Origin of the sequence: Streptomyces sp. NPDC001890 (genome assembly GCF_042891445.1) — a bacterium.
Classification (GTDB): domain Bacteria; phylum Actinomycetota; class Actinomycetes; order Streptomycetales; family Streptomycetaceae; genus Streptomyces.
Genome location: NZ_JBIATE010000003.1, coordinates 220,398 through 244,817, shown reverse-complemented (window position 1 = coordinate 244,817; position 24,420 = coordinate 220,398). Strand labels below are relative to the sequence as shown.

At 68.8% G+C, this 24,420-nt stretch carries 24 protein-coding genes and 2 tRNA genes; 12 read left to right on the top strand and 14 right to left on the bottom strand.

What is annotated here, in order from left to right:
- Positions 1–80: 80 nt before the first annotated feature.
- Positions 81–1,235, bottom strand: coding sequence for a hypothetical protein (locus ACFYY1_RS12415; protein ID WP_388583800.1), 1,155 nt, complete (start codon positions 1,233–1,235; stop codon positions 81–83).
- A 90-nt stretch (positions 1,236–1,325) separates the two neighbouring features.
- Here ACFYY1_RS12415 and ACFYY1_RS12410 point away from each other — a divergent pair, with 90 nt between their 5' ends.
- Positions 1,326–1,814 (top strand): MarR family winged helix-turn-helix transcriptional regulator, encoded by a 489-nt coding sequence (locus ACFYY1_RS12410; protein ID WP_388583797.1) that lies wholly within the window; start codon positions 1,326–1,328, stop codon positions 1,812–1,814.
- Between the two features lie 260 nt (positions 1,815–2,074).
- On the opposite strand, the gene ACFYY1_RS12405 is transcribed toward ACFYY1_RS12410, so the two are convergent.
- A tRNA-Leu gene (locus ACFYY1_RS12405) sits at positions 2,075–2,157 on the bottom strand.
- Between the two features lie 315 nt (positions 2,158–2,472).
- On the opposite strand from ACFYY1_RS12405, the gene ACFYY1_RS12400 reads away from it, so the two are divergent.
- The 6 genes from ACFYY1_RS12400 to pknB all read left to right on the top strand — a co-directional run bounded on the left by ACFYY1_RS12400 (position 2,473) and on the right by pknB (position 10,533).
- Entirely contained in the window at positions 2,473–3,342 is an 870-nt protein-coding gene (locus ACFYY1_RS12400) for an FhaA domain-containing protein (RefSeq protein ID WP_388583795.1), read from the top strand.
- A gap of 10 nt (positions 3,343–3,352) precedes the next feature.
- Positions 3,353–3,868 carry an FHA domain-containing protein gene (locus ACFYY1_RS12395; RefSeq protein WP_072487556.1) on the top strand — a complete coding sequence of 172 codons (516 nt, stop codon included), beginning with the start codon at positions 3,353–3,355 and terminating at the stop codon, positions 3,866–3,868.
- Positions 3,869–3,997: 129 nt separating this feature from the next.
- The gene (locus ACFYY1_RS12390; protein WP_388583793.1) at positions 3,998–5,506 is read left to right on the top strand and encodes a Stp1/IreP family PP2C-type Ser/Thr phosphatase; all 1,509 of its coding nucleotides are present in this window, start codon (positions 3,998–4,000) and stop codon (positions 5,504–5,506) included.
- A 22-nt stretch (positions 5,507–5,528) separates the two neighbouring features.
- Positions 5,529–6,938, top strand: coding sequence for an FtsW/RodA/SpoVE family cell cycle protein (locus ACFYY1_RS12385; protein WP_388583791.1), 1,410 nt, complete (start codon positions 5,529–5,531; stop codon positions 6,936–6,938).
- Positions 6,935–8,392, top strand: coding sequence for a penicillin-binding transpeptidase domain-containing protein (locus ACFYY1_RS12380; protein WP_388583789.1), 1,458 nt, complete (start codon positions 6,935–6,937; stop codon positions 8,390–8,392). Before ACFYY1_RS12385 ends, ACFYY1_RS12380 begins: the two co-directional genes overlap by 4 nt.
- A 167-nt stretch (positions 8,393–8,559) precedes the next feature.
- Positions 8,560–10,533: a Stk1 family PASTA domain-containing Ser/Thr kinase gene (pknB, locus tag ACFYY1_RS12375; protein WP_388583788.1), complete on the top strand. Its 1,974-nt coding sequence runs from the start codon at positions 8,560–8,562 to the stop codon at positions 10,531–10,533.
- Between the two features lie 113 nt (positions 10,534–10,646).
- Here pknB and ACFYY1_RS12370 read toward each other — a convergent pair whose 3' ends face one another.
- From ACFYY1_RS12370 to ACFYY1_RS12345, 6 genes are all read right to left on the bottom strand, one after another.
- Positions 10,647–11,378, bottom strand: coding sequence for a class E sortase (locus tag ACFYY1_RS12370; RefSeq protein ID WP_388583786.1), 732 nt, complete (start codon positions 11,376–11,378; stop codon positions 10,647–10,649).
- A 27-nt stretch (positions 11,379–11,405) separates the two neighbouring features.
- A complete protein-coding gene (locus ACFYY1_RS12365) occupies positions 11,406–12,734 on the bottom strand; it encodes a class E sortase (protein ID WP_388584677.1) in 1,329 nt (442 codons plus the stop codon).
- 215 nt (positions 12,735–12,949) lie between these two features.
- Positions 12,950–13,588 (bottom strand): aminodeoxychorismate/anthranilate synthase component II, encoded by a 639-nt coding sequence (locus tag ACFYY1_RS12360; RefSeq protein WP_388583783.1) that lies wholly within the window; start codon positions 13,586–13,588, stop codon positions 12,950–12,952.
- On the bottom strand, positions 13,585–13,767 hold the full coding sequence (locus tag ACFYY1_RS12355) for a hypothetical protein (RefSeq protein WP_266914546.1): 183 nt from the start codon (positions 13,765–13,767) through the stop codon (positions 13,585–13,587). The genes ACFYY1_RS12360 and ACFYY1_RS12355 overlap by 4 nt, the downstream gene beginning before the upstream one ends.
- 56 nt (positions 13,768–13,823) lie before the next feature.
- Positions 13,824–14,540: a class E sortase gene (locus ACFYY1_RS12350; protein WP_388583780.1), complete on the bottom strand. Its 717-nt coding sequence runs from the start codon at positions 14,538–14,540 to the stop codon at positions 13,824–13,826.
- 26 nt (positions 14,541–14,566) lie between these two features.
- Positions 14,567–15,334, bottom strand: coding sequence for a DUF881 domain-containing protein (locus tag ACFYY1_RS12345; protein WP_388583779.1), 768 nt, complete (start codon positions 15,332–15,334; stop codon positions 14,567–14,569).
- 140 nt (positions 15,335–15,474) lie between these two features.
- Here ACFYY1_RS12345 and crgA point away from each other — a divergent pair, with 140 nt between their 5' ends.
- Positions 15,475–15,729 carry a cell division protein CrgA gene (gene crgA / locus ACFYY1_RS12340; RefSeq protein ID WP_093548084.1) on the top strand — a complete coding sequence of 85 codons (255 nt, stop codon included), beginning with the start codon at positions 15,475–15,477 and terminating at the stop codon, positions 15,727–15,729.
- Between the two features lie 353 nt (positions 15,730–16,082).
- On the opposite strand, the gene ACFYY1_RS12335 is transcribed toward crgA, so the two are convergent.
- Positions 16,083–17,009: a rhomboid family intramembrane serine protease gene (locus ACFYY1_RS12335; protein ID WP_388584676.1), complete on the bottom strand. Its 927-nt coding sequence runs from the start codon at positions 17,007–17,009 to the stop codon at positions 16,083–16,085.
- Positions 17,010–17,165: 156 nt separating this feature from the next.
- On the bottom strand, positions 17,166–17,693 hold the full coding sequence (locus tag ACFYY1_RS12330) for a peptidylprolyl isomerase (RefSeq protein WP_388583777.1): 528 nt from the start codon (positions 17,691–17,693) through the stop codon (positions 17,166–17,168).
- 400 nt (positions 17,694–18,093) lie between these two features.
- Between ACFYY1_RS12330 and ACFYY1_RS12325 the strand changes: the two genes are divergently transcribed.
- Positions 18,094–18,816, top strand: coding sequence for a DUF5324 family protein (locus ACFYY1_RS12325; RefSeq protein WP_388583776.1), 723 nt, complete (start codon positions 18,094–18,096; stop codon positions 18,814–18,816).
- A 115-nt stretch (positions 18,817–18,931) separates the two neighbouring features.
- Here the strand turns inward: ACFYY1_RS12325 and ACFYY1_RS12320 are convergent.
- Positions 18,932–19,004 (bottom strand) — tRNA-Ala (locus tag ACFYY1_RS12320).
- Positions 19,005–19,174: 170 nt separating this feature from the next.
- On the opposite strand from ACFYY1_RS12320, the gene ACFYY1_RS12315 reads away from it, so the two are divergent.
- The gene (locus tag ACFYY1_RS12315; protein WP_356081821.1) at positions 19,175–19,723 is read left to right on the top strand and encodes a DNA-binding protein; all 549 of its coding nucleotides are present in this window, start codon (positions 19,175–19,177) and stop codon (positions 19,721–19,723) included.
- A 54-nt stretch (positions 19,724–19,777) separates the two neighbouring features.
- Positions 19,778–21,130 (top strand): serine/threonine protein kinase, encoded by a 1,353-nt coding sequence (locus ACFYY1_RS12310; protein WP_388583774.1) that lies wholly within the window; start codon positions 19,778–19,780, stop codon positions 21,128–21,130.
- 58 nt (positions 21,131–21,188) lie between these two features.
- On the opposite strand, the gene ACFYY1_RS12305 is transcribed toward ACFYY1_RS12310, so the two are convergent.
- From ACFYY1_RS12305 to ACFYY1_RS12295, 3 genes are all read right to left on the bottom strand, one after another.
- Complete coding sequence (locus tag ACFYY1_RS12305) at positions 21,189–22,538, bottom strand: hypothetical protein (protein ID WP_388583772.1); 1,350 nt, start codon at positions 22,536–22,538, stop codon at positions 21,189–21,191.
- A complete protein-coding gene (locus tag ACFYY1_RS12300; protein WP_388583771.1) occupies positions 22,538–23,131 on the bottom strand; it encodes a hypothetical protein in 594 nt (197 codons plus the stop codon). The genes ACFYY1_RS12305 and ACFYY1_RS12300 overlap by 1 nt, the downstream gene beginning before the upstream one ends.
- Before the next feature lie 246 nt (positions 23,132–23,377).
- The gene (locus tag ACFYY1_RS12295; protein ID WP_003958712.1) at positions 23,378–23,512 is read right to left on the bottom strand and encodes a DLW-39 family protein; all 135 of its coding nucleotides are present in this window, start codon (positions 23,510–23,512) and stop codon (positions 23,378–23,380) included.
- Between the two features lie 357 nt (positions 23,513–23,869).
- Here ACFYY1_RS12295 and ACFYY1_RS12290 point away from each other — a divergent pair, with 357 nt between their 5' ends.
- The gene (locus ACFYY1_RS12290; protein WP_388583769.1) at positions 23,870–24,241 is read left to right on the top strand and encodes a DUF6344 domain-containing protein; all 372 of its coding nucleotides are present in this window, start codon (positions 23,870–23,872) and stop codon (positions 24,239–24,241) included.
- Positions 24,242–24,420 lie beyond the last annotated feature (179 nt).

The following is a 24,420-nucleotide window of genomic DNA, read 5'->3' as shown; positions in this document are numbered from 1 at the left end:
GAAGGTACCGCCGTCGACCGAAAGCCGTCTGCCCCTGTGGAAAACCCGCCTTGCGGCCTGTGGACAACGATCCGTCCTGGTCAGACGCCGACGGTCTCTTCCATCTCTTCCTCGATCTCCTCCGCGTCGCCCGCCTCGGTCCGGGTCCCGGCGGCGTGCTTGGGCCCGTGCGCGCCACCCGCCTCGACGGAGCCGGCGATGGCACCGGCACCAGCTCCGGTGCCGGCCGCTGCCGCCTCCACCGCGGCCTTCCGCCGCTTCGACTCGGCCAGGCCCGCCAGACCCATCAGCGCCAGGCCCACCACGAACCAGAGCGCGAGCACCAGCACATGCCCGCCGAGCGCGTGCCCGCCGAAGTACACATGGCTGCGTACGCCCTCGACGAAGCCCGCACCGTTCCAGAAGGAGTGCAGCGAGGCGAAGAAGCCGGGCTGGAGTTCGGGCCGGAAGATACCGCCGGAGCTGGTGAAGTTGAGCATCACGAACAGCACCATCAGACCGAGCGTCGTCCAGCGCTTGAGGAAGGTGTGCAGTCCGACGCCGATCAGCAGGATGCCCGCGGAGTACAGCCAGGCCATCGCCCACAGACCACCGAGCCCGTGGTCCACGAGGCCGAACAGCGGCCCCGCGAACACCACGCCGATCACGCTCACCACCAGCGACGCGGCAACAGCCAGCGCGGCCCTGATCCGCAGCGCCAGCACGGCGCCCGCACCGCCGATGACGGCGACCGATGCGTACGAACCGATGCTCACCGCGACCAACAGGAAGAAGATGCCCTGGCCGGTCGGATCGCCGTCCGCGGTCGGTGCCGTGTCCGTCACCTTCAGCGGGTCCCCCTGTCCGGCGGCCACCTCGGTGAACACCTTCTCGACCACCGTGGCGCTGGTGTCCGAGGACGCACTCGCCACGAGCAGCTCGGGGTGCTTCCCCGGCAGGTAGGCGCCGTAACTCGCCTGCGTCTTCAGGTGGTCCACCGCCGCGGCACGGTCAGGAACCGTACGCACGCTCAGCGCCCCGTCGCTCTTGTCCTGCAGCGTCTGCGCGAGCACCTGCGCGCTCGGCCCGGAACCGACCACATCCACCCGGAGATCGTGCGGCTCCGGGGCGTGGAAGGCCCCGAGATAGGCAAGCCCCATACCGATGCACATCAGCAGCGGTGTGACGAAATGGCCCAGCACATGGCGGAGAGCTGCGGCGGTCGAGCCGGTGGCGGCACTCGGGCCTGAGGACATGCGGAACACTCCAATGGTTGGCTTTTACAACTCCTAACTCGTTGTACTATACAACTGAAATCCGGAAACGACGAGACGGAAGGCGGAACAGTGCCAGGCACCCCCGAAGAACGCGAGGAGTCGCTGGACGTCATCCAGCGGGAACTGACCGCCTTCGCGCGCCGCGCGCGAGCCGCAGCGGCCCGCCTCCACCCGGAGCTCCCCCTGGTCTCGTACACGCTGCTGGCGCACATCGAAGACCGGCACGGCTGCCGTGCGACAGATCTGGCCGCGCACTACATGCTGGACAAATCGACGGTCAGCCGACAGATCGCCACCCTGGAAAAACTGGGACTGGTCGAGCGCCACCCGGACCGCGACGACCACCGAATCCAGGTGCTGCACCCCACCGCGGCCGGAACCCAGGCCCTCGCCTCCACCCAGGCCAGCCGCCGCACGGCCTACCAGGAGCGCCTCGCGGACTGGACGGAGGAAGATCTCGCCCGATTTGCGGAGTACCTGCTGCGCTACAACTCGGTCAGCAACGCCCCCGCACCCACCCCGCAGACGCTGCAGACACCGCAGACACCGCGAGTCTGACCCGTCAGCCCGATCGGACCGCAGAGTGCCTCAAACCAGACGTTTCACGTGAAACCAGAATGCGAGACGGAAACGAACGGCAAAAAAACGCGCGCCCGCCCTCGAACCGGAGCCCGATGAAACCCGAACCAGACCCCGAGCCAGATCCGGACCGGACCGGACCCCGAGTCAGATCCGGACCGGACTCGAACCAAACCCCGAACCGAATCCCGGGAACGAAGAAGCCCCACAGACCGTTGGCCTGTGGGGCTTCTCTCTTGTGCGCGAGGGGGGATTTGAACCCCCACGTCCCTAAGGACACTGGCACCTGAAGCCAGCGCGTCTGCCGTTCCGCCACTCGCGCAAGAGTGGTGTTTCCAGACTCTCTCACCGTTTGGTGCGATCGCCTGGCGACATCCGGAAGATTAGCACGCTGGACAGGGTGGATTCACATCCGTTGTTTCACCGGTCGACTGGAGGGAACCAGGAACGCCGAGCAGCCGCCCCCACTCCTCCTTTGTGCACCCCGGGTGCGGGACACTGTGAGGAGGCCGCCTCTACGATCCGTGTGAGAGGTGACACTCATCCACAGGGCAGACAAGGGGAACCAGCCGATTTCCCGACGCGTGGATACGATCAGTAAGCAGTACAGGGACGACTACGACGGAGGAGGTGCCCCATGGGAGTCATGAAGCGTTTCGAGCAGCGTCTCGAAGGTCTGGTCAACGGCACCTTCGCCAAGGTCTTCAAGTCCGAGGTCCAGCCGGTCGAGATCGCGGGAGCCCTCCAACGCGAGTGCGACAACAACGCGACGATCTGGAACCGCGAGCGGACCGTCGTCCCCAACGACTTCATCGTCGAGCTCAGCACCCCTGACTACGAGCGGCTCAGCCCGTACTCCGGCCAGCTGGGCGACGAACTCTCCGGGCTGGTCCGCGACTACGCCAAGCAGCAGCGGTACACCTTCATGGGCCCCATCAAGGTCCATCTGGAGAAGGCCGACGACCTCGACACCGGGCTCTACCGGGTACGCAGCCGCACCCTGGCGTCGAGTTCGTCACAGCAGGACCCCCACGGCCGCCAGGGACCGCAGGGCCAGCCTCCCTACCCGGGTCCGGGCCGGTCCGCGCAGCCCACCGGCGGCTACGGATACCCGCCCAGCTCCGCCCCGCCCATGCCCGCGGCCCCGCCGCCGGGCGCCGGCCGGGCCGGCGCCCCCAGCACCGACCGGCACCCGCCGGCCGGGCCCAGCCCCCTGCCGAACGCGCAGGTGCGACGCTGGATCGAGATCAACGGCACCCGCCATCAGATCTCCCGCCCGACGCTGGTGCTGGGACGCAGCACCGACGCCGACGTGCGGATCGACGACCCCGGCGTATCGCGCCGGCACTGTGAGATCCGGACCGGAACGCCCTCGACGATCCAGGATCTCGGATCTACCAACGGCATCGTGGTAGACGGGCAGCACACCACCCGCGCTACGCTCCGCGACGGCTCGCGGATCGTCGTGGGCAGCACCACCATCGTTTACCGGCAAGCCGAAGGGTGAAGCGGGGGCAATGTCAGAGCTGACCCTGACGGTCATGCGGCTAGGTTTCCTGGCTGTTCTGTGGCTGTTCGTGATCGTGGCCGTCCAGGTCATTCGCAGTGACCTGTTCGGAACGCGCGTCACGCAGCGCGGCTCACGCCGCACTGCGAACGACGCACGGCCTCCACAGGCACGCCAGAACGCTGCGGCGCCGCCGCAGCAACGCCAGCAGCCGGGCCGCCAGCGCCGGGGGGCACCCACAAAGCTGGTCGTCTCCGAGGGCAGCCTCACCGGCACCACGGTGGCGCTCCAGGGGCAGACCATCACCCTGGGCCGGGCGCACGATTCAACGATCGTGCTGGACGACGACTACGCGTCCAGCAGGCATGCCAGGATCTACCCCGACCGTGACGGCCAGTGGATCGTCGAGGATCTCGGGTCCACCAACGGCACGTATCTCGACCGGACCCGACTCACCACCCCGACACCCGTTCCGCTGGGCGCGCCGATCCGGATCGGCAAGACCGTCATCGAGCTGCGGAAGTAATACGACAATGAGCGAGCGGAGCGAGCGAGCCGCGGCAGTCCGGGCAACGGACCCCGCCCGGCTCCCGACCGGAGGGTGGGCAGTGTGGCTCGAGACCGGCTGTACCCCGAGCCGACGGGCGAGGTGCGCATGAGTCTTTCCCTGCGCTTCGCCGCCGGATCGCACAAGGGCATGATCCGGGAGGGCAACGAGGACTCCGGCTACGCCGGACCACGCCTTCTCGCCATCGCCGACGGCATGGGTGGCCAGGCTGCCGGCGAGGTCGCCAGCTCCGAGGTGATCTCCACGCTCGTCCAGCTCGACGACGACGTCCCGGGCTCGGACATCCTCACCTCGCTCGGTACCGCGGTCCAGCGGGCCAACGACCAACTGCGCATGATGGTCGAGGAGGACCCCCAGCTGGAGGGCATGGGCACCACGCTCACCGCCCTGCTCTGGACCGGCCAGCGCCTCGGCCTCGTCCACGTCGGCGACTCCCGCGCGTACCTGCTGCGCGACGGCGTGCTCACCCAGATCACCCAGGACCACACCTGGGTTCAGCGGCTCGTCGACGAGGGCCGGATCACCGAGGAAGAGGCGACCACCCACCCTCAGCGCGCCCTGCTGATGCGGGCGCTGGGCAGTGGCGACCACGTCGAACCCGATCTCTCCATCCGTGAGGTCCGGGTAGGCGACCGCTACCTGATCTGTTCCGACGGCCTGTCCGGCGTCGTCTCGCACCAGACGATGGAAGAGACGCTCGCCAGCTACCAGGGCCCGCAGGAGACCATCCAGGAGCTGATCCAGCTCGCTCTGCGCGGCGGCGGCCCCGACAACATCACCTGCATCGTCGCCGACGTCCTCGACGTCGACAGCAACGACACCCTGGCCGCACAGTTCAACGACACCCCGGTCATCGTCGGCGCGGTCGCCGAGAACCAGGCGGCGCAGATGAGCGACGCCGAGAGCACGGCCGCCATGCAGACCCCCGCCGGACGGGCGGCCGGCCTCGGCCGCCCCGTACCGCCGCCCGCGGGCGGCTTCGGCCCGCCCGGAAGCGGCGACGCCGTCGGCGGCTACGGCGGGATGCCCGACGGCTCCTTCGACGCGTACACCGACGACGACTTCGTGAAGCCCGGCGGCGGCCGCAAGTGGCTGAAGAGGTCCCTGTACACCGTGCTGGCGCTCGCCGTCGTCGGCGGCGGCCTCTACGGCGGCTACCGCTGGACCCAGAACCAGTTCTACATCGGCGCGAAGAACGAACACGTCACGCTGTTCCGCGGCATCAACCAGGACCTGGCCTGGGTCTCGCTCTCGAAGGTCGAGAAGGACCACCCCGAGATCGAACTCAAGTACCTCCCGGTCTACCAGCGCAAGAAGGTCGAGGCGACCATCCCCGAGGGCGACCTCGACGCCGCCCGCGCGAAGATCGAGGAACTCTCCGTCCAGGCCTCCGCCTGCAAGAAGAACGCCGAACGACGTGCCGCCGAGAAGGCCAGCGCCGACGAGGCCCAGGCACCGGGTACGGACGCCGCCAAGACATCCAGTGGCGCCAAGACGTCCGATGCCGCCAAGACCAAGCCGACCCAAACTCCCACTCCTGGTCCCAGCCTCTCGGAGGAAGAGAAAAAGCTGGTCCCGCAGTGCGGTAAGCAGTAAGCCGTAGGGGGCCTTCAGCACCATGAGCGTTGTCACCAACACGACCACGATCGGCGCGATCGACGCACCGAGCCGTCGCAACACCGAGCTGATGATGATGGGCTTCGCCATCGTCATCTCGATATTCGCCTACGCCAATGTCGGGCTCGCCATCGACGGCAAGCTCCCGTCCGGCATGTTCGGATACGGCGGGGGACTCATCCTGCTCGGCGGCGTCGCCCACCTCGTGGTGCGCAAGTTCGCGCCGTACGCGGACCCGCTGCTGCTCCCGCTCGCCACCCTGCTCAACGGCCTGGGGCTGGTTCTGATCTGGCGGCTGGACCAGTCACAGCGACTGATCCAGCGCGCGGAGCTCGCGTACGGGGAATACAGTCCCGACGCCCCCAAACAGCTGCTGTACTCGGCGATCGGTGTCGCCTTCTTCGTCGCCGTGCTGGTGATCCTCAAGGACCACCGCATCCTCCAGCGCTACACCTACATCTCGATGGCCGTGGCGCTGGTCCTGCTGATCCTGCCGATGTTCTTCCCGGCGGTGAACGGCGCGAAGATCTGGATCAGCCTCGGCCCGTTCACGATCCAGCCGGGAGAGTTCGCCAAGATCCTGATCGCGGTGTTCTTCTCCGGCTATCTCATGGTGAAGCGTGACGCACTGGCGCTGGCCAGCCGCCGGTTCATGGGGATGTACCTGCCGCGCGGGCGTGACCTCGGACCGATCATCACCATCTGGGCCCTGTCGATCCTGATCCTGGTCTTCGAGACCGACCTCGGCACCTCGCTGCTGTTCTTCGGCCTCTTCGTCGTGATGCTGTACGTCGCCACCGAGCGGACCAGCTGGATCGTCTTCGGTCTGCTGATGTCCGCGGCAGGCGCGGTGGGTGTGGCCTCCTTCGAACCGCACGTGCAGCAGCGTGTGAACGCCTGGCTCGACCCGTTCTCCAAGGCGACGATGGCGCAGAGCGACCAGATCGCCCAGTCGCTGATGGCCTTCGGCTCCGGTGGCACGCTCGGCACCGGACTGGGCCAGGGCCACTCGGACCTGATCATGTTCGCCGCCAACGCCGACTTCATCCTCTCCACCGTCGCCGAGGAGCTGGGCCTGGCCGGAATGATGGCTGTCCTGCTGATCTACGGCCTGATCGTCGAGCGGGGCATCCGCACCGCGCTCGCCGCCCGTGACCCCTTCGGCAAGCTGCTCGCCATCGGGCTGTCCGGAGCCTTCGCGATCCAGATCTTCGTGGTCGCCGGCGGTGTCATGGGGCTCATCCCGCTCAGCGGTATGACCATGCCGTTCCTCGCGTACGGCGGTTCGTCCGTGCTGGCCAACTGGGCACTGATCGCCATCCTCATCCGGATCAGCGACACCGCCCGGCGCCCCGCACCTGCGCCCGCGCCGTCCCCCGACGCCGAGATGACCCAGGTGGTCCGACCGTGAACAAGCCCCTGCGCCGGATCGCGATCTTCTGCGGCATCCTCATCCTCGCCCTGCTCGTACGGACCAACTACCTCCAGTACGTCCGCGCCGACGAACTGAACAGCCGCGACGAGAACCGTCGCGTCCGCATCGAGCGCTACGCCCACGAGCGCGGCAACATCATCGTCGACGGCAACCCCGTCACCGGGTCCGTCGAGACCAAGGGCAGCGACTTCAAGTACAAGCGGGTCTGGAAGAACGGCCCCATGTGGGCGCCGGTCACCGGGTACTCCTCGCAGGCCTTCGACGCCTCGCAGCTGGAGAGCCTGGAGGACGGCATCCTCACGGGCAACGACGACCAGCTCTTCTTCGACCGCACCCTGTCGATGTTCACCAACGACAAGCAGCAGGGCGGCAACGTCGTCACCACCCTGAACGGCGCCGCGCAGAAGGCCGCGTTCAAGGGGCTCGGCAGCAAGAAGGGCGCCGTGGCCGCGCTCGACCCGCAGACCGGCGCCATCCTGGCCCTGGTGAGCACCCCGTCGTACGACCCGTCGGTCTTCGCGGGCAACTCCGACAAGGACAGCAAGGCCCGGCAGCAGCTCCTGAAGGACAAGGACAAGCCGATGCTCAACCGGGCATTGCGCGAGACCTACCCGCCCGGCTCGACCTTCAAGGTCGTCACCGCCGCCGCAGCCCTGGAGAACGGGCTGTACACCGACATCGACGAGCCCACCAAGTCCCCGCTGCCCTGGCGGCTCCCGCTGACCACCGGCAACCTGGCGAACGAGGGCAACATCCCCTGCGAGAACGCCACGCTCCGGGAAGCGCTGCGGTGGTCCTGCAACACCGTCTTCGGCAAGATCAGCGACGACCTCGGCAACCAGAAGATGATCGACGAGGCCGGCAAATTCGGCTTCAACAAGGAGATCTTCACCCCGGTTCGCGCCGACGCCAGCGTCTACCCCAAGGACAACCGTCCGCAGAACGCCATGGCCGGCATCGGCCAGGCGTCCAACCGCGCGACCCCGCTCCAGATGGCGATGGTCGCCGCGGCCGTGGCCAACGACGGCAAGCTGATGCAGCCGTACATGGTCGCCGAGCGCCAGGCCCCCAACCTGGACACGATCTACACCCACGAGAAGGAGCAGTTCAGCCAGCCCCTCTCGGGGGAGAACGCTCAGAAGCTCCAGCAGATGATGGAGACCGTCGTCAAGAACGGCACGGGAACCAACGCCCTCATCGATGGCGTCACTGTCGGCGGCAAGACCGGTACCGCCCAGCACGGCCTGAACAACAGCGAGAACCCGTACGCCTGGTTCATCTCGTACGCCAAGACCGACAGCGGCTCCCCGGTCGCCGTCGCCGTGGTCGTCGAGGACAGCCAGGCCAACCGCGACGACATCTCCGGTGGCGGCCTGGCCGCCCCGATCGCACGGGACGTGATGAAGGCGGTCATCGACAGCAAGAAGTGATGCCCATCACATCGGGTGCCCTACCTGCGCAGCGGGATACCGGTCAGGTATCAGGTCCGGACTCCGGGCCGATCAGGTAGTGCGCGGCCGGTAGCGTATGCGCGAGCAGCACACCGCCGGACCACACACCGGTGCGGTCGGGACTGACGGAGAGGGCTGGAACTGTTATGGAAGAGCCGCGTCGCCTCGGCGGCCGGTACGAGCTGGGCTCGGTGCTCGGCCGTGGTGGCATGGCCGAGGTCTACCTCGCACACGACACCCGGCTCGGCCGCACCGTAGCCGTGAAGACGCTCCGGGCCGATCTGGCCCGCGATCCGTCCTTCCAGGCCCGGTTCCGCCGTGAGGCCCAGTCCGCCGCCTCGCTCAACCATCCGGCGATCGTCGCTGTCTACGACACCGGCGAGGACTACGTCGACGGGGTCTCCATCCCGTACATCGTGATGGAGTACGTCGACGGGTCGACACTCAGAGAGCTCCTGCACTCCGGCCGCAAGCTGCTGCCCGAGCGCACCCTCGAAATGACCGTCGGCATCCTCCAGGCGCTGGAGTACTCGCACCGCGCCGGCATCGTCCACCGCGACATCAAGCCGGCGAACGTCATGCTGACGCGCACCGGCCAGGTCAAGGTCATGGACTTCGGCATCGCCCGCGCCATGGGCGACTCCGGAATGACGATGACCCAGACCGCCGCCGTCATCGGCACCGCCCAGTACCTCTCCCCGGAGCAGGCCAAGGGCGAGCAGGTCGACGCGCGCTCCGACCTCTACTCGACCGGCTGCCTGCTCTACGAGCTGCTGACGGTACGGCCGCCCTTCATCGGCGACTCACCGGTCGCGGTCGCCTACCAGCACGTACGGGAAGAGCCGCAGAAGCCCAGCAACTTCGACCCCGAGATCACGCCCGAGATGGACGCGATCGTGTTGAAGGCCCTGGTCAAGGACCCCGACTACCGCTATCAGTCGGCCGACGAGATGCGCGCCGACATCGAGGCGTGCCTCGACGGCCAGCCGGTCGCCGCCACCGCGGCAATGGGGGTGGCCGGTTACGGCGGATACGGCAACGACCAGCCGACCACCGCGCTGCGCGCCGCGGACCAGAACGGCGCGCCCACGTCCATGCTGCCCCCGGTCAATCCGGACGACGGCGGCTACGGCTACGACGACCGCCCGGACCGCCGCCGCCAGAAGAAGAGCAACACCTCGACGATCCTGCTGATCGTCGCGGGTGTCCTGGTGCTGATCGGCGCGATCCTGATCGGCCAGGCGGTGTTCAGCGACCGCAACAGCGGCGGCGACAAGTTCGATGCCCCGAACATGGTCGGCTCGACGGTGAAGGAAGCGGAGAAACTCGCGGCGAACGCTGAGATCGTCCTGAAGATCGGCTCGCGCGAACCGTGCGAGGAACAGCCCAAGGGCAAGATCTGCAGCCAGACCCCGACCCCCGACAACCAGATGGCGAAGAACGACACCATCACGGTCGTCGTCTCCACCGGGGCACGCAAGGTCGATGTCCCGGACGTCGTGGAGAAGACCGAGGCGACGGCCCGCAAGGACCTCGAAGCCAAGGGCTTCACGGTGAACGTCACCGCGGTCGAGTCCGAGAAGACCGCCGGTACGGTCATCAAGCAGGATCCCGAGGGCAACTCGAAGGCCGAGAAGAACTCCGAAGTCACGATCACGGTCGCCAAGCAGGCCACCCAGAAGGTGCCGAACGTCGCCGACCGGGACTACAACGCCGCCGTGGCCCAGCTCAACGGCCTTGGTTTCACCAACATCTCCAGGACCGACGTCGATTCGGAGAAGCCGGCGAACCAGGTGATCAGCCAGACGCCGCAGCCCGACTCGGCGCAGCCGCTGAGCGCCCAGATCGTGCTGACGGTCTCCAAGGGCCCGCAGCAGCCTGAGAAGACCGCGGTTCCCGATCTCCAGGGCAAGACCCTCGGGGAGGCGAAGGCCCTGCTCGCCGCGGCGGGTCTGCAGCTCGGCCAGGTACAGGGGCCGAACGACGACAAGGCGAAGGTCTTCACCTTCCAGCCCAACGCCGGCCAGCAGGTCGACAAGAACAGCATGGTCAACGTCCAGACCATGCCGGGCGGCGGAGACGGCAACATCTTCGGCGGCCCGTCCGGCAGACAGGACTGACCCGGACACACCACGACGAAGGGCCCCGGTCCCGCCATGAGGCGGCCGGGGCCCTTCGTCGTGGTCGTCGGACACGCCCGCGCGGCGGGGCATCCGGTCAGCGCGGCATCCGGTCAGCGGCGCAGCTCCGCCGGCTTCGTACGGTCCTTGTCCACCTTCTCCGTACGCACCAGCTCGCCCCAGACGATGTAGCGGTACTTCGACGTGTAGACCGGCGTGCAGGTCGTCAGCGTGATGTAGCGGCCGGGCTTCTTCGCTCCCGAGCCCTTCGGCACCGCCTGCAACACGTCGACGTTGTACTTCGACGTCTCGGGAAGCTCCTTGAAGACCTTGTAGACGTACCAGGTGTCCCTGGTCTCGAAGACGACCGCGTCCCCGGTCTTCACCTTGTCGATGTTGTGGAACTTGGCACCGTGCCCGTCGCGGTGGGCGGCCAGGGTGAAGTTGCCCTTCTCGTCCCACGGGAGAGCCGACTTCACCGGATCCGTGTAGTAGCCCGCGATGCCGTTGTTGAGGTTCTCGGTGTCGGTGCCCTTCTTGACCAGCACCTCGCCGTTCTTCATCGACGGGACGTGCAGGAAGCCGATGCCGTCCTTCGTGTCCAGCGCGCCCGGTCCGCCCGCCCAGCGGTCGCGGACGGTGTGGCCCTGCTTGGTGGCCTCGCGGTCGGCGAGCACGTTCGTCCACCAGAGCGAGTAGGCGACGAAGAGTCCGAGCACCAGGCCCGCGGTGATCAGGAGTTCGCCGAAGACGCTGACCGCGGTCGCGACGGGATGGCGGCCCCCGCGCCGGGGTGGGGGCGCGGACTCACCGGTTCGCTCTTCGTGCTCGGTCCTCGCTGTCACCGCACCCGTCCCTGTCGTGATGATGATTCAGCCCACGAGCGCGTCGGGCTTCCCCTCGCTGCGCGGTCGTTCGTCGACCATCTTGCCCCAGACGATCAAACGGTACGTACTCGTGAATTCCGGCGTACAGGTCGTCAGAGTGATGTACCGGCCCGGCCCGTCGAACCCGGAACCGCGCGGCACCGGATCGATCACCGAGATGTTGGACGGCGACGTCTGCGGCAGCGTCCTGGCCGTCTCGTACGTGTAGTACGCGTCCTGCGTCTCGACCACGATCAGGTCGCCGGGGTTCAGCCGGTTGATGTAGCGGAACGGCTCGCCGTGCGTGTTGCGGTGACCGGCGAGGGAGAAGTTGCCCCGCTTGGCCGAGGGCATCGCGGTGCGGAGCGTGCCCTCGCTGTAATGGCCGACCATGCCCCGGTCGAGGACCTTCTCCTTGCTGATGCCCTCGGCGATCGGAGCGACGACATCCAGCTTGGGGATGTGGATGATGGCGAACCCCTGCCCCGGTTCGAACACGCCGGGGTTGCGGTCGCCCTTCGCCCAGTCGTCCTGGATCTTGTGTGTCTCCTTGCCCGCGTACAGGTCGGCGCGCACATTCGTCCACCACAGCTGATAGGTGACGAACAGCAGCATCAGCACGCCGAGCGTGATGAACAGCTCGCCGGTGACGCGGCTGGCCACCACGGCCGGGCTGTCCTTGGCCGCACGTGCCGCACGCCGGGCCTCCACGCGCGACATCGGCTTGTCGGACTGCGTGGCGGCCGTCGCCGCGGCCTCCGGCCGCTGATCGGCACGGCGGCGGCCCCGCCCTTTGGCGGCGGCGGCGCGGCGGCGCTCGGCGCGGCCCCCGGTGCGCGGCTCCGCAGCGGAGGCGTCGAAGTCCCCGGCAGGGACCGAAGAAGGGCCCGACGCAAGGTCTGTCGCAAGATCTGTCGCGGAGTCTGGCACGAGGCCCGACGCGAGGCCCGACGCGGGGTTCTCGAAGCTCTCCGCGTCGCTCGCGGGATCGGAACCCGGTCCCGGCCGCCGGGGCGGCGCCGCGTGGCCGGCCGGGCGGCGGGTGTCGGCCGTCCGTAGGCCGATCGTCTCGTCATGGACCGGGAAGGGAACGGCGAGAGGCTGCGTCAACTGTTCCGAAGCGGGTTGCTCCGGAACAGGCCCCGGCATGGGCGTCGGCACGGGTGCAGGTATGGGTGCCGGTGTCGGTGCGGGCGCCGGTACGGCCGTCTGCTGCCCGTACCAGTCCCGTTCGAACCCCTCGGGGTCGTACCACTCCTGCGGAGCGCCCTGGTGCCCCTGCGCCCCGTGTGCCGCCTGTGACCGGTCCGCCCCGGGTTGCGGCTGTGCCGGCAGGTCCGGGGCGCGGTGCTGTCCCCGCCCCGCCGCCGGTGCCTCGGCCGACCCGTCCGGGCCACTGCTCGCCCTGAACCACGGTGAGGAGTGCGGCAGCGGATCGTTCAACGGATCCGCCAGCCGGTCGACCGCCGCCTCGAACGCGCCTGCGGCCCCGTACACACCTTGCTCGTACGGGCCGTCCTGATCGGCGTCGTGCTCGGGGCGGAGCTCGGTCACGCGACGGCCTTGCCCACCACCGGCGCGAGCCCCGCCGACCTCGCGACGGCTCCCGTGTCGCCGCACTGCGCCAGCCAGTTGGCCAGCATCAGGTGCCCGTGCTCGGTCAGCACCGACTCCGGATGGAACTGCACGCCCTCCACCGGCAGGTCACGGTGGCGCAGCCCCATGATGATCCCGTCGGCCGTCCGCGCCGTCACCTCCAACTCCGCCGGGACAGTGTCCGGTTCGGCGGCGAGCGAGTGGTAGCGGGTCGCGGTGAAGGGGGACGGCAGGCCGGCGAAGACCCCCACGCCCTCATGGCTCACCTGCGAGGTCTTGCCGTGCAGCAGCTCCGGGGCGCGGTCCACCACGCCGCCGTACGCCACCGCCATCGACTGCATCCCCAGGCAGACCCCGAAGACCGGGACGCCCGTAGCCGCGCAGTGGCGCACCATCTCGACGCAGACGCCCGCCTGCTCCGGGGTGCCGGGACCGGGCGACAGCAGGACGCCGTCGAAGCCGTCCTGGGCGTGTGCCGTGGTCACCTCGTCGTTGCGCAGCACTTCGCATTCGGCGCCGAGCTGGTAGAGGTACTGGACGAGGTTGAAGACAAAGCTGTCGTAGTTGTCCACGACGAGGATGCGGGCACTCACTGGCCGCCCTCCGTCCCGGTCGAGCCGTCGACCGTCACGTCACCGAACGGAAGCAGCGGCTCCGCCCAGGGGAAGACGTACTGGAAAAGCGCGTAGACAACGGCCAGTACCAACACGAGCGAGATGAGCGCACGCACCCATGCGTTGCCCGGCAGATGCCGCCAGATCCAGCCGTACATGTTGTCCCCTCCATTCGGTACGAGACCAGACTAAAGGGCCGGGGCCGGAGCGTGGGTCAGCTGTGGAAAGCTGCCGGCTCGCCTTCGGACACGGGCCGGGTGGCATCGAGATGGGCCCAGGCGATCAGCCGGTGGCTGCTGCCCCACTCGGGTTCGCAGGTGGTCAGCGTCAGATAGCGGCCGGGCCCGTCGAAGCCGGACTTGCGGGGAACCGGGTCGATGACCCCGATGTCGCTCGGCACGGTCCGGTAGGGCGGCTTGTCGACGCGGTACGTGAACCACGTCGTCCCGTCGGTCAGCACCACCGCGTCGCCCGGACGCAGTTCCGGGAAGTCCTTGAACGGGTCCCCGTACGTACGGCGGTGTCCGGCCACCGCGAAATTGCCCGTCGCGCCGAGGCGGGCGGTCCCCGAGTAATGACCGAGGCCCTTCTGCAAGGTTCTGACCGCGGTGTTCTCCAGGACGGGCCACTCCCAGCCCTTGCCGAAACGGGGTATGTACATCATCGCGAACGGCTTGCCGTCCCGGTACGCGGCGGGGGCGGGAGACTCCTTCGGCGTCCTGGACGTCCCCGGCGCCGGGGATGGCTGTGGCGCGGGCGCGGAAACCGGCCCCTGCGCCCACCGGCTGTGCAGGGCGTCGATCTGCCCCTCGGTCGCGTCGGCTGCCTTCACCCCGGTCCAGAACAGCACGTACACCACAAAGAGCACGATCAGGGCTCCGACGGTGATGCAGAGTTCGCTGAACGTCCTGACGATCAGTCGCACCGACAACTGGCCGGCCTCCCCACAGCCGCTCGCTACTCCACGGGCTCCGCATAGTGGAGGTCCACTGTGCCCGAGTAGCCGGGAAGAGTCACCGCCTCGTGCTCGTCGACTTTCCAGCCGAGCCCGTACGCCTTCACGTACAGCAGGTAGTTGCTGATCGCCGGGGAGTCGTTGAGCGCCTGCTTGAGCTTGCCCGGGTCACCGACCGCGGTGATCTTGTACGGCGGGGAGTAGACCCGGCCCTGGAGGATCAGGGTGTTGCCGACGCAGCGCACCGCGCTGGTGGAGATCAGCCGCTGGTCCATGACCTGGATGCCCCGGGCGCCGCCCTGCCAGAGGGCGTTGACGACGGCCTGGAGGTCCTGCTGGTGGATGACCAGGTCATTGGGTTGCGGGTCGGGGTAGCCGGGGTTGGCGGTGGCGTTGGGCGGGGCGTCGTTGAGGGTGACGGACACCGAGCGGCCGGTGAGCTTCGTGGTGCCCGCGGCCCGCTCCAGCTCCTTGAGCCGGGCTTCCTCCGCCTTGGTGCTGCCGTCGTCCCGCCCGACGAGGGCGTCGATGTCGTCGCGCACGGCCGCGGTGGCCTCGTCCAGCTGGGCGTTCTTGTTGCTGCGCTGCTGGATGAGATCGGAAAGCTTCAGCAGCGAGGAATCGGTGCGGATGTTGGTGCCCTTGGCCGTGTTGGCGCTGGTGACGAAGATCAGTCCGGCGAGGGCGAAGACGGCAGCGGTGAGCATGCGGGCCGGGTTCCGGAAGGTACGCCGGACCGGCCCTTGGGGGGAGTCGGCAGAATTGCTCAACGTACCCTTATCTCCTTCGAAGCCAGGGAAGCACTACGCTAACGGACGCCTGAGGGAGGCAGCATTCCCCTCGGGCTCCGCCCCGGCGCCAGCCAAAGTTCCCTGCGCGGTCACGCAGCGCATCGACAGGAGAGTTCCTCGTGCCGAAGTCACGTATCCGCAAGAAGGCCGACTTCACGCCCCCTCCGGCGAAGCAGGCAACCAACATAAAGCTGACCAGCCGCAGCTGGGTGGCGCCCGTGATGCTGGCGCTCTTCCTGATCGGTCTGGCCTGGATCGTCGTCTTCTACGTGACCGACGGCGATCTGCCGATCAAGGACCTGGGGAACTGGAACATCGTCGTCGGCTTCGGCTTCATCGCCGGCGGCTTCGGCGTCTCCACGCAGTGGAAGTAGCCCCCGCAGCAGAACGGGCACCCGCGGCGAAGGCAGCACCGCAGCGCTCGTAGCCGCACAGCGGAACTCTGCCCGCTGCACAGCAGGGCCCTGTCCCGCAACCCTTGCCCCGAGTTACCCACAGCGTTATCCACAGGCGGGGGAAAAGGTCAGACGATCTGTGGATAACTTGCCGACTGTTGACGCCGATGTGACTGCAGTCTCCCCCATCGGGGAGCGGCACGCCCCTTGTCCCTGCTGGAAAAACCCAGCTCAGCGACAAGGGGCACAGCTGTTCCCACAGAATGCACAAGATCCGGTACCCGCTGTGGACAACCACGGCTGTGGACAAGCACCCCGGGGACGATGAGCGCTCAGGTGAGCGCGGCCGTTCTTGCGATGACGATGAGGATCACGGCCGCCAGCACCAGGGCGCAGGTGCCGTACTGCACCAGCGCACGCCGCTCACGGGGTGCGTGCACCATGCCGATCGCCATCAGCGTGCCCGCGACCAGACCGCCGACATGCGCCTGCCAGGCGATCCCGCCCCAGGGGTTGAAGGTGATGACCAGGTTCACCGCGAGCAGTGCGAAGACCGGGCGCATGTCGTAGTTGAGCCGGCGCATGAGCACGGCGGTGGCGCCCAGCAGTCCGAAGATCGCCCCGGAGGCTCCGAGCGAACCCTGCTCGGGCGCGGAGAGCCAGTAGGTGAGAGCGCTGCCGGCCAGGCCGGAGACCATGTACAGCGTGAGGTAGCGGGCGCGGCCGAGCGCCGCTTCCAGCGGCCCGCCGAGCCACCACAGCCCCAGCATGTTGAACGCGATGTGCCAGACCTCCTGGTGCAGGAACATCGATGTCACCAGTCGGTACCACTGGCCCGCCGCGACACCTTCGAGCGGACCGCCGTAGTGGGTCGGGGCCCGGCCGAACAGCATCAGCTCGTCCACCAGCGCGGTGCCCCTCGCCAGCACCGCGAGGTACACGGCGACATTGACGGCGAGCAGGATCTTGGTGATGAGACGGGGATCGGCCGTGATGGCGCCTCCCGCGACGGTGCGCGGCCTTCCGGCGGCCGGTCCGTGCCCCGAACCCGACCCCGTACGCGCACCCGTGCCGGAACCCTGGCGTACGCAGTCCGGGCACTGGAAGCCGACCGAGGCGTCGATCATGCACTCGGGGCAGATCGGGCGCTCGCAGCGGGTGCAGCGGATGTTCGCCTCGCGACCGGGGTGGCGGTAGCAGCTGAGCGAGCCGTCCGCGGCGGCGGACTGGTCACCGCCTCCCGGCGGCTGCTGGTCCATCGGTCCCATCGCTTCCCGGTCCCTTCGGTCCTGGTCATGACGGGCACGGCACGCACGACGCCGCCCTGCTCGTCCGCTATGTATCAGTACGGACGGGCAGGGCGGTTGGTTCCCGAATGGATCATCGGTGTGTGATCAGCCGATGACCACAGGTGATCAACGGGTCTCGATGACGACCGACTCGATCACGACGTCCTGCACCGGGCGGTCGGTGCGGGCGTTGGTCGGGGTGGCGGCGATGGCGTCCACGACCTTCTTGCTGGCCTCGTCGGCGACCTCGCCGAAGATGGTGTGCTTGCCGGTCAGCCAGGCGGTCGGCGAAACGGTGACGAAGAACTGCGAGCCGTTGGTGCCCGGGCCGGCGTTGGCCATGGCCAGCAGGTACGGCTTGGTGAAGGCGAGGTCGGGGTGGAACTCGTCCGCGAACTCGTACCCCGGGCCACCGGTGCCGTTGCCGAGCGGGTCGCCGCCCTGGATCATGAAGCCGCTGATGACACGGTGGAAAACGGTGCCGTCGTACAGCTTGTCCGTCGACTTCTTACCGGTCTCGGGGTGCACCCACTCGCGCTCACCCTGGGCGAGCTCGACGAAGTTCTTGACCGTCTTGGGCGCATGGTTCGGCAGGAGCCGGATCTCGATGTCGCCCTGGTTGGTCTTCAAGGTGGCGTAAAGCTGCTCAGCCACGATCTGCCTTCCGTAAGTCTTCGGTGACGTTGAGTCTTCTTCGGTGACGCTGGGTCTTCGGTGACGTCCACCGATCCTCGCACGGCCCGTACGTTCCGGCGCCCGGCCGCGACCGGCGGGCACGTGACGCTCACCTTCCTGCCCCATTCCGCACGCGGCGGCCCACCACCCACGGCCCGCCGCAGCAAATGCGGCCAAGTGCGTGACGAAGCGGCGCGATCCGGGATGAACCGTGGCATTGTCATCGACAAGCTCCCTTTGCACCGCATTACCCAAGGCGTCACTCATGACCTGAATGACCCGGATGCCCGCCCCGCATGCCAGACAGGAATCCGGCAGGCATGATCTCGAAATGGGTGGAAAGGCGGAGTGTCTACCCGCCACCAAGGAGGAGGATCCCGTGACCCGCATCGACAGCGTGCGCGCCGCAACCGACTCGGCGAAGGACAGCGTGCAGCACGCCGCGGAAGTGGTGGCGCCCTACGCCGACACGGCCAAGGACCAGGCCGCACATCTCGCGCACGAGGCCCGCACGCGGCTCGCGCCGAAGGTGTCCAAGGCGGCCCAGCAGGCCCGCGTCCAGTACGACGCGCATCTGGCACCACGTATCGAACTCGCCCTGACCCATGTGCCGCCCAAGGTCGACGAGGTCGGCCGGCGGGCCGCACGCCGCACCCGCCAGGCGGCCCGGACCGCCGCGGACTACACGGTGCCGCGCGTCGAGCACGCGATGGCCGTCGCCCAGCCGGTGGCCGAGGAGGCCACGGCCCGCAGCGCCGCCGCACTGGCCGCGCTGCGAGGCCAGGTCACGGTCGAGGAGATCCAGCGGCTGGCCCGGAAGCACGAGCGACGGGCGCGGGCCGGCCGGCTGTTCAAGGGCCTCGTCGTGGCCGGCCTCGTAGCAGGCGCCGCCTATGCCGTCTGGCGGTGGTGGGACAAGCAGGCCAACCCCGACTGGCTGGTCGAACCGCCCGCCGCCACGGAGGTCTCCGACCGCGCACCGCTGACCTCGGTCGACGGCAGCGGCCCGAGCTCGCCCGACCCCGAGGTCCGGGCCAGGCAGGCCGAGGAGGAGGACGGCTCGGAAGGCCCGAACGGCACCGGCCCGGACGACCGCCGCTGAGCCGGCACCCGAACCAGGCCGATACGTCCGCACGGACACATCCCCGACACATCCCCGACAGACGAGAAAATGCCCTCCGATCTGCGTTTCAGCAGATCGGAGGGCATTTATCAGGTGGAGCCTAGGAGATTCGAACTCCTGACATCTGCCTTGCAAAGGCAGCGCTCTACCAACTGAGCTAAGGCCCCGAACAACGGGCAGCCCCGGACGACTCCGCGTCCTGGCCACCGCTGCGGACAACAGTACCGGGTACACCCCGGAAAGCTGCAAAAATATGGGGGCTCCCGGTCGGCGACCACTCTCCGTAGGATGCTCGACAAGGTTCGCAGCAGCGAAGCCGCAGCGAAGGGGAGACGCCATGGACGCAGCGCAGCAAGAGGCAACGGCCAGAGCCAGAGAGCTTCAGCGCAGTTGGTACGGAGAGCCTCTCGGTGCGCTCTTCCGCCGCCTGATCGATGATCTCGGCCTGAACCAGGCCAGGCTCGCCGCCGTCCTCGGGCTGTCCGCCCCCATGCTCTCCCAGCTGATGAGCGGCCAGCGGGCGAAGATCGGCAACCCCGCGGTCGTCCAGCGGGTCCAGGCGCTCCAGGAGCTGGCCGGTCAGGTCGCGGACGGCAGCGTCAGCGCGGGCGAGGCCACCGACCGCATGGAAGAGATCAAGAAGTCCCAGGGCGGCTCCGTCCTCACCGGCACCGGCCAGACCTCCCAGACCGGCGGTGCCCCCACCGTCCGGCGCGTGGTCCGCGAGATCCAGTCGCTGATGCGGTCGGTCGCGGCCGCCGGTGACATCATCGATGCCGCCGACTCCCTCGCCCCGACCCACCCCGAACTGGCAGAGTTCCTCAGGGTGTACGGCGCCGGGCGGACCGCGGAAGCGGTGGCGCACTACGAGGGACACCAGAGCTAGTCCCCGAGAAGCCGGCCATGGGTCGAAACAGGAACTGGGAGCGGGCACAGCGCAATGGGTGAGGTCTTCGCCGGTCGGTACGAACTGATCGATCCGATCGGACGTGGTGGGGTCGGCGCCGTCTGGCGGGCCTGGGACCACCGGCGCCGCCGCTATGTGGCGGCCAAGGTCCTCCAGCAGAGCGACGCACACACGCTGCTGCGCTTCGTCCGCGAGCAGGCGCTGCGGATCGAGCATCCGCATGTGCTCGCCCCGGCCAGCTGGGCGGCGGACGACGACAAGGTCCTGTTCACCATGGATCTGGTGAGCGGCGGTTCGCTGGCGCATGTCATAGGCGACTACGGACCGCTGCCGCCCCGGTTCGTCTGCACACTCCTCGACCAGCTGCTGTCCGGGCTGTCCACGGTGCATGCGGAGGGCGTCGTGCACCGGGACATCAAGCCGGCCAACATCCTGATGGAGGCGACCGGTACCGGACGGCCGCATCTGCGGCTGTCCGACTTCGGCATCTCCATGCGCAAGGGAGAGCCGCGCCTCACCGAGACCAACTATGTGGTGGGTACGCCGGGTTACTTCGCACCCGAGCAAATGATGGGCGCGGAACCCGATTTCCCCGCGGACCTGTTCGCGGTCGGTCTTGTCGCGCTGTATCTGCTCCAGGGCAGGAAGCCCGACGCGCAGGCGCTCGTCGAGCACTTCGCCTCGTACGGCACGCCGTCCGCCCCGGAGGGGATTCCCGAGCCGTTGTGGCAGGTCCTCGCGGGGCTGTTGCAGCCGGATCCGCAGGCCCGGTTCCGTACGGCCACGGGTGCACGCAAGGCGCTGACGGCCGCGGTCGAGATGCTGCCGGAGCCCGGGGCCGAGGACGAGCCGGTCGAGGTCTTCGACCAAATCGGTCCGCTGCCCGAAGGTTTCGGCCCCGACGGACCGGTCCCGGCCTCCACCCAACCGGAACAGCAGGCCCAACAAGCCCAACAGCCCCAGCACGCGCAGGCCGCCCAGCAGCCCTACGCCCCGCCGCCGGTCCCGATGTCGGAGACGGGCAGCTTCCACCTCCCGCCGCCTCCGCAGCAGCCCACACCACCGCCCCAGCAGGCGCATCCGGTCACGCCGCACACCCCGCTCCCGGCGCAGGCGGCGTCCCCGTACGCCACTTCCGCCCCGGAGCTCTCTCAGGCGCCCACGGCCGCCGTGCAGCACGAACCGGCGCTCACCCGTGCGTACACCGTCGGACAGCCGCAGGCGCAGCCTCAGCCGCAGCCAGCGGCGCAGGCGCACGCACCGGCGCCCGCTCCGGCGCACACCCCGCAGAGGCGTCCGGGACCGTCCCCGAAGGTGGCGGTCCCGGTGCTGCTGGTGGCGTTGCTCTGTTTCGCGGTGGGCATCTGGGCGCTGACCCAGAGCTGAGCCCGGGACGCCGGCCCCGGTCCCCGCCAGAGGGGGACCGGGGCCGGCGGTCGTACGGCTACCAGGTCCGCGGCGGACTCCCGTACGGCTGACCGGCGTCGGCCGGGACCGCCGGGGCGACCGGGGCGGTGACAGCGCGGCGCCGGGCCAGCAGCGTCCACACCCCGAGCCCGAGGACCAGCACCGAACCCGTGCCGATCCCGGCCACTCCGACCATCGCCATCCGGCCGCTCTTGACGGCCTGCTGAGCGCTCTTGCCGTCCCGCGCGTCGTCCCTGTCGTCCTGCGTGACCGAGAAGGCCCCGGCGTCCCCCGCGTACGGCGACTGCCCGGCCTCTCCCTCGACCTTCACCGTGAGGGTCAGCGGAATCCCGCCCTTTCCGTACGCCTTCGCCATCGCCGGGCTGAGCGTCACCGACAGGTAGTACCAGCCGGCGAACCGCATGGCGCTGACGCTGCTGTTGGAGTCGTACCGGTTCTCGTAGGCCACCGGAGGCAGCGGGTCCAGCGAGACGGACGTGGGCTTGCCGGAGTACGAGAGCGGCGTCGCGGAGTCGACATGGCCGTGCGCCGGGTTGTCCAGGGACAGCGCGAGCACGCTGCCGATGTATTCGTCCGAGGCGTTGCTGTTGCTCAGGCTGGCGGTGGCGAAGACCTGTTGTCCCCAGTCCACCGGCACCCGGTAGAAGAGGGTCTGTCCCGGCTTGATGCCGCCCTCCTGCTTCCACTCGCCGGTGTCCAGCCCCGTCGCGTCGTAGTAGCTGGTGCCGCCCGACCGTTTCTTCGGGGCGGTGGTGGGCGGCGTGGGCGAGGCCGACGGCCAGCTCTCCGGCGCGTCGGTCGGCATCGAACCGGCCGACTTCAGCTGCGGCTCCGACTCGTAACGCAGCTCCAGGTCCCACTCGTCGGAGGCGGAGGTCTCCTTGCTCTCCCGCTCGATCAGAACGTTGTACGTGCCGGCCTCCTGGCAGGTGCTGCTGTCCTTCTGCACGGTCCGGTAGGCGTACGCCGCGATCGGGCGCGGGAACTCCGCCGACTCGAACCGCGCGTCCTCCGAGCTGCACTGCAGGTCCGTGCTGTCGCGGACGCTGACCGTGATCCCGTCCCCGTAGGCGACCTGGCCGTCGCCCCTGGGCACGGCCACCGCCGAGACGTACCCGTTCGTCTTCGCATCGAGATTCAGGCGGTAGTAGAGCTTCTGACCGGGCTTGATCGAGCTCCGGTAGACCGATCCCGGCGTCAGCGCCGACGCATCGGTGCTGGCCTCCGCACCGTCGATCTTCTTCGCCCCGGGATCGAAGGTGTACGCGGCGGGCTCCCCGGCCGCGTACGCCTGCCCCGGCAGCGTCGCCGCGCACATCGCCGCGACCGCGGCCAGCGCCACCCGCCCCCTGTTGCGCTGCCTCATCACGCGCTCCCCCTCGTCGTCTGTGCGGCCCGCCCGCGACGCCCGCGTACGAACACGAGCCCTGCGATCACCACCACCACGGCGCCCGCCCCGGCAGCGGCCGCAATGCCGGTCCATCCTGCCCCGCCCGTACCGCCGCTGTCTCCGGCGGTGATCGGATTGCCCTTCTTGTCCGCCTTCTTGGCTGCGACGGGAGCGTTGCGCTGCGGGCCGACCAGCTCGTCGCCGAGGACCGACACCCGCAGCACCACGCCGACCTGCGGGTTCCGCGCGATGTCCGCGGCCCACGCCGCCGGGCGCCCGCCGTACAGGGTCGTCGGGCTGAACTCGCCGCCCCCGGCGAGCGGGAACCGGGCGGGCATGAACAGCTGCGTCGCCCCGTACGAGTAGGTGATGGAGGCGCCCCGCTCCACCGTGGGCCCGTTCGCGAACTCCACGTCGTGGCGCACCTGCCGGCCCCAGTCGGCCGGGACCTCGTACCAGAGGGTCTGCGCCGGAAGGATGCGGTCGCGCCACACACCCGGGCCGATCTCCTCGGCATCGTTGAAGCCGGTGCCGCCCCGTACGTCGCGCGGGTCCCCGGACGGCAGCACGGCGTCCTCGCCGCCCTTGCCGTACTCCGGCTGCGACCGCTCGGGCGTGACGCCCTTCTTCAGGGGCGACCGCCGTCCGGCAGTGCTCCCGTTCCTTCACCCGTGCCCCTCGACCCACCCGATCGTTTTGCTCACGCAACGTATTGATTTGCTCGGGTGAACTCAACAGCACAGGTGTCACGGTCCCGCAACAGCACGAAGCCCCGGCCGCTCAGCGACCGGGGCCCGCAATCAGGCTGTTCTGTCTCACACACCCGAACCTGCGGGCACGGAGTCAGTCGCCTCCGTCCACAGATCCTGCTCGGCGCGATCCGCCTGGATCTGGCGGTACACGAGGAGCCCGCCGATGGCGGCCAGTGCGACCAGGAGAAGCTTCTTCACCGCGCGACCTCGTCTTTCCTTGACGTAGGGGACTTCTGCCGCCCGACTATACACACCGGCCGATATCAACCGGTGACCTGCCCGCAACCCAACTGGCGCCCGGGGAAAAGCGATCATCCGAAGGCCGCTCCGCCCGGGAGACCCGACCCTGTTCCACGACCGGGTCCGCGGCCTGGTCCGCGGCCCGATCCACAGCCCGATCCACAGCCCCCGCATAAGCCCGTCCACTTTGGTTGAACCATACGAGTGGTGTTCATCCGAAGATCGGCGCATCGGTGGCGTCGGTCCATGAAATCGCGAGCCAGATCCACATCATCAGAAAGGTAAGCAAACCGGACCACCCGAAAGCGAGGGGCCATGAGCACCGTCAAGCCCAAGAACATCTGGACCGCCTTCGTCACCGCACTCTTCGCACTGCTCGCCACGCTGGGATTCATGAGCACCCCGGCGGCGGCCACGGAGCAGAGCACCCCGGAGCCGACCACCACGAACCAGAAGCACCCGGGTGCGACCGCGGCAACCGCGACCACCCCGTCGGTGCGATGGACCCTTCCGCGTGACCGGGCGCTGCCACCCACGATGAAGCAGCGCATCCGCGCCGAGGCACACGGCTCCTCGCCCGCCACCCGTCATATGTCCGTCGACGCCACGGGCGCCACGGAGACCAGGAACGCCGCCCGCACCGCCCACGGCGCCCCGGCGGGGGACGCGTCCCTGCTGCCGCCCTGAGAGCCGCTCCGCTGACGTACAGAGCCCCCGGGCCGGTTCACACCGGACGGGGGCTTCTCCGTGCCTTCCAGCGGCCTTCCCGGCCACCGAATCCGGCACCGGCACCGACACCGGCACCGGCACCGGCACCGAGGCCGCCGCCGACTCCGGCTCCCGTGACGAACACGAGGGCGGCCCGC

Coding starts and splice junctions, on each gene's coding strand:
- ACFYY1_RS12415 (WP_388583800.1), bottom strand. CDS start 1,235: ATGTCCTCAGGCCCGAGTGCCGCCACCGGCTCGACCGCCGCAGCTCTC.
- ACFYY1_RS12400 (WP_388583795.1), top strand. CDS start 2,473: ATGGGAGTCATGAAGCGTTTCGAGCAGCGTCTCGAAGGTCTGGTCAAC.
- ACFYY1_RS12395 (WP_072487556.1), top strand. CDS start 3,353: ATGTCAGAGCTGACCCTGACGGTCATGCGGCTAGGTTTCCTGGCTGTT.
- ACFYY1_RS12390 (WP_388583793.1), top strand. CDS start 3,998: ATGAGTCTTTCCCTGCGCTTCGCCGCCGGATCGCACAAGGGCATGATC.
- ACFYY1_RS12385 (WP_388583791.1), top strand. CDS start 5,529: ATGAGCGTTGTCACCAACACGACCACGATCGGCGCGATCGACGCACCG.
- pknB (WP_388583788.1), top strand. CDS start 8,560: ATGGAAGAGCCGCGTCGCCTCGGCGGCCGGTACGAGCTGGGCTCGGTG.
- ACFYY1_RS12355 (WP_266914546.1), bottom strand. CDS start 13,767: ATGTACGGCTGGATCTGGCGGCATCTGCCGGGCAACGCATGGGTGCGT.
- ACFYY1_RS12335 (WP_388584676.1), bottom strand. CDS start 17,009: ATGGACCAGCAGCCGCCGGGAGGCGGTGACCAGTCCGCCGCCGCGGAC.
- ACFYY1_RS12315 (WP_356081821.1), top strand. CDS start 19,175: ATGGACGCAGCGCAGCAAGAGGCAACGGCCAGAGCCAGAGAGCTTCAG.
- ACFYY1_RS12310 (WP_388583774.1), top strand. CDS start 19,778: ATGGGTGAGGTCTTCGCCGGTCGGTACGAACTGATCGATCCGATCGGA.
- ACFYY1_RS12305 (WP_388583772.1), bottom strand. CDS start 22,538: ATGAGGCAGCGCAACAGGGGGCGGGTGGCGCTGGCCGCGGTCGCGGCG.
- ACFYY1_RS12290 (WP_388583769.1), top strand. CDS start 23,870: ATGAGCACCGTCAAGCCCAAGAACATCTGGACCGCCTTCGTCACCGCA.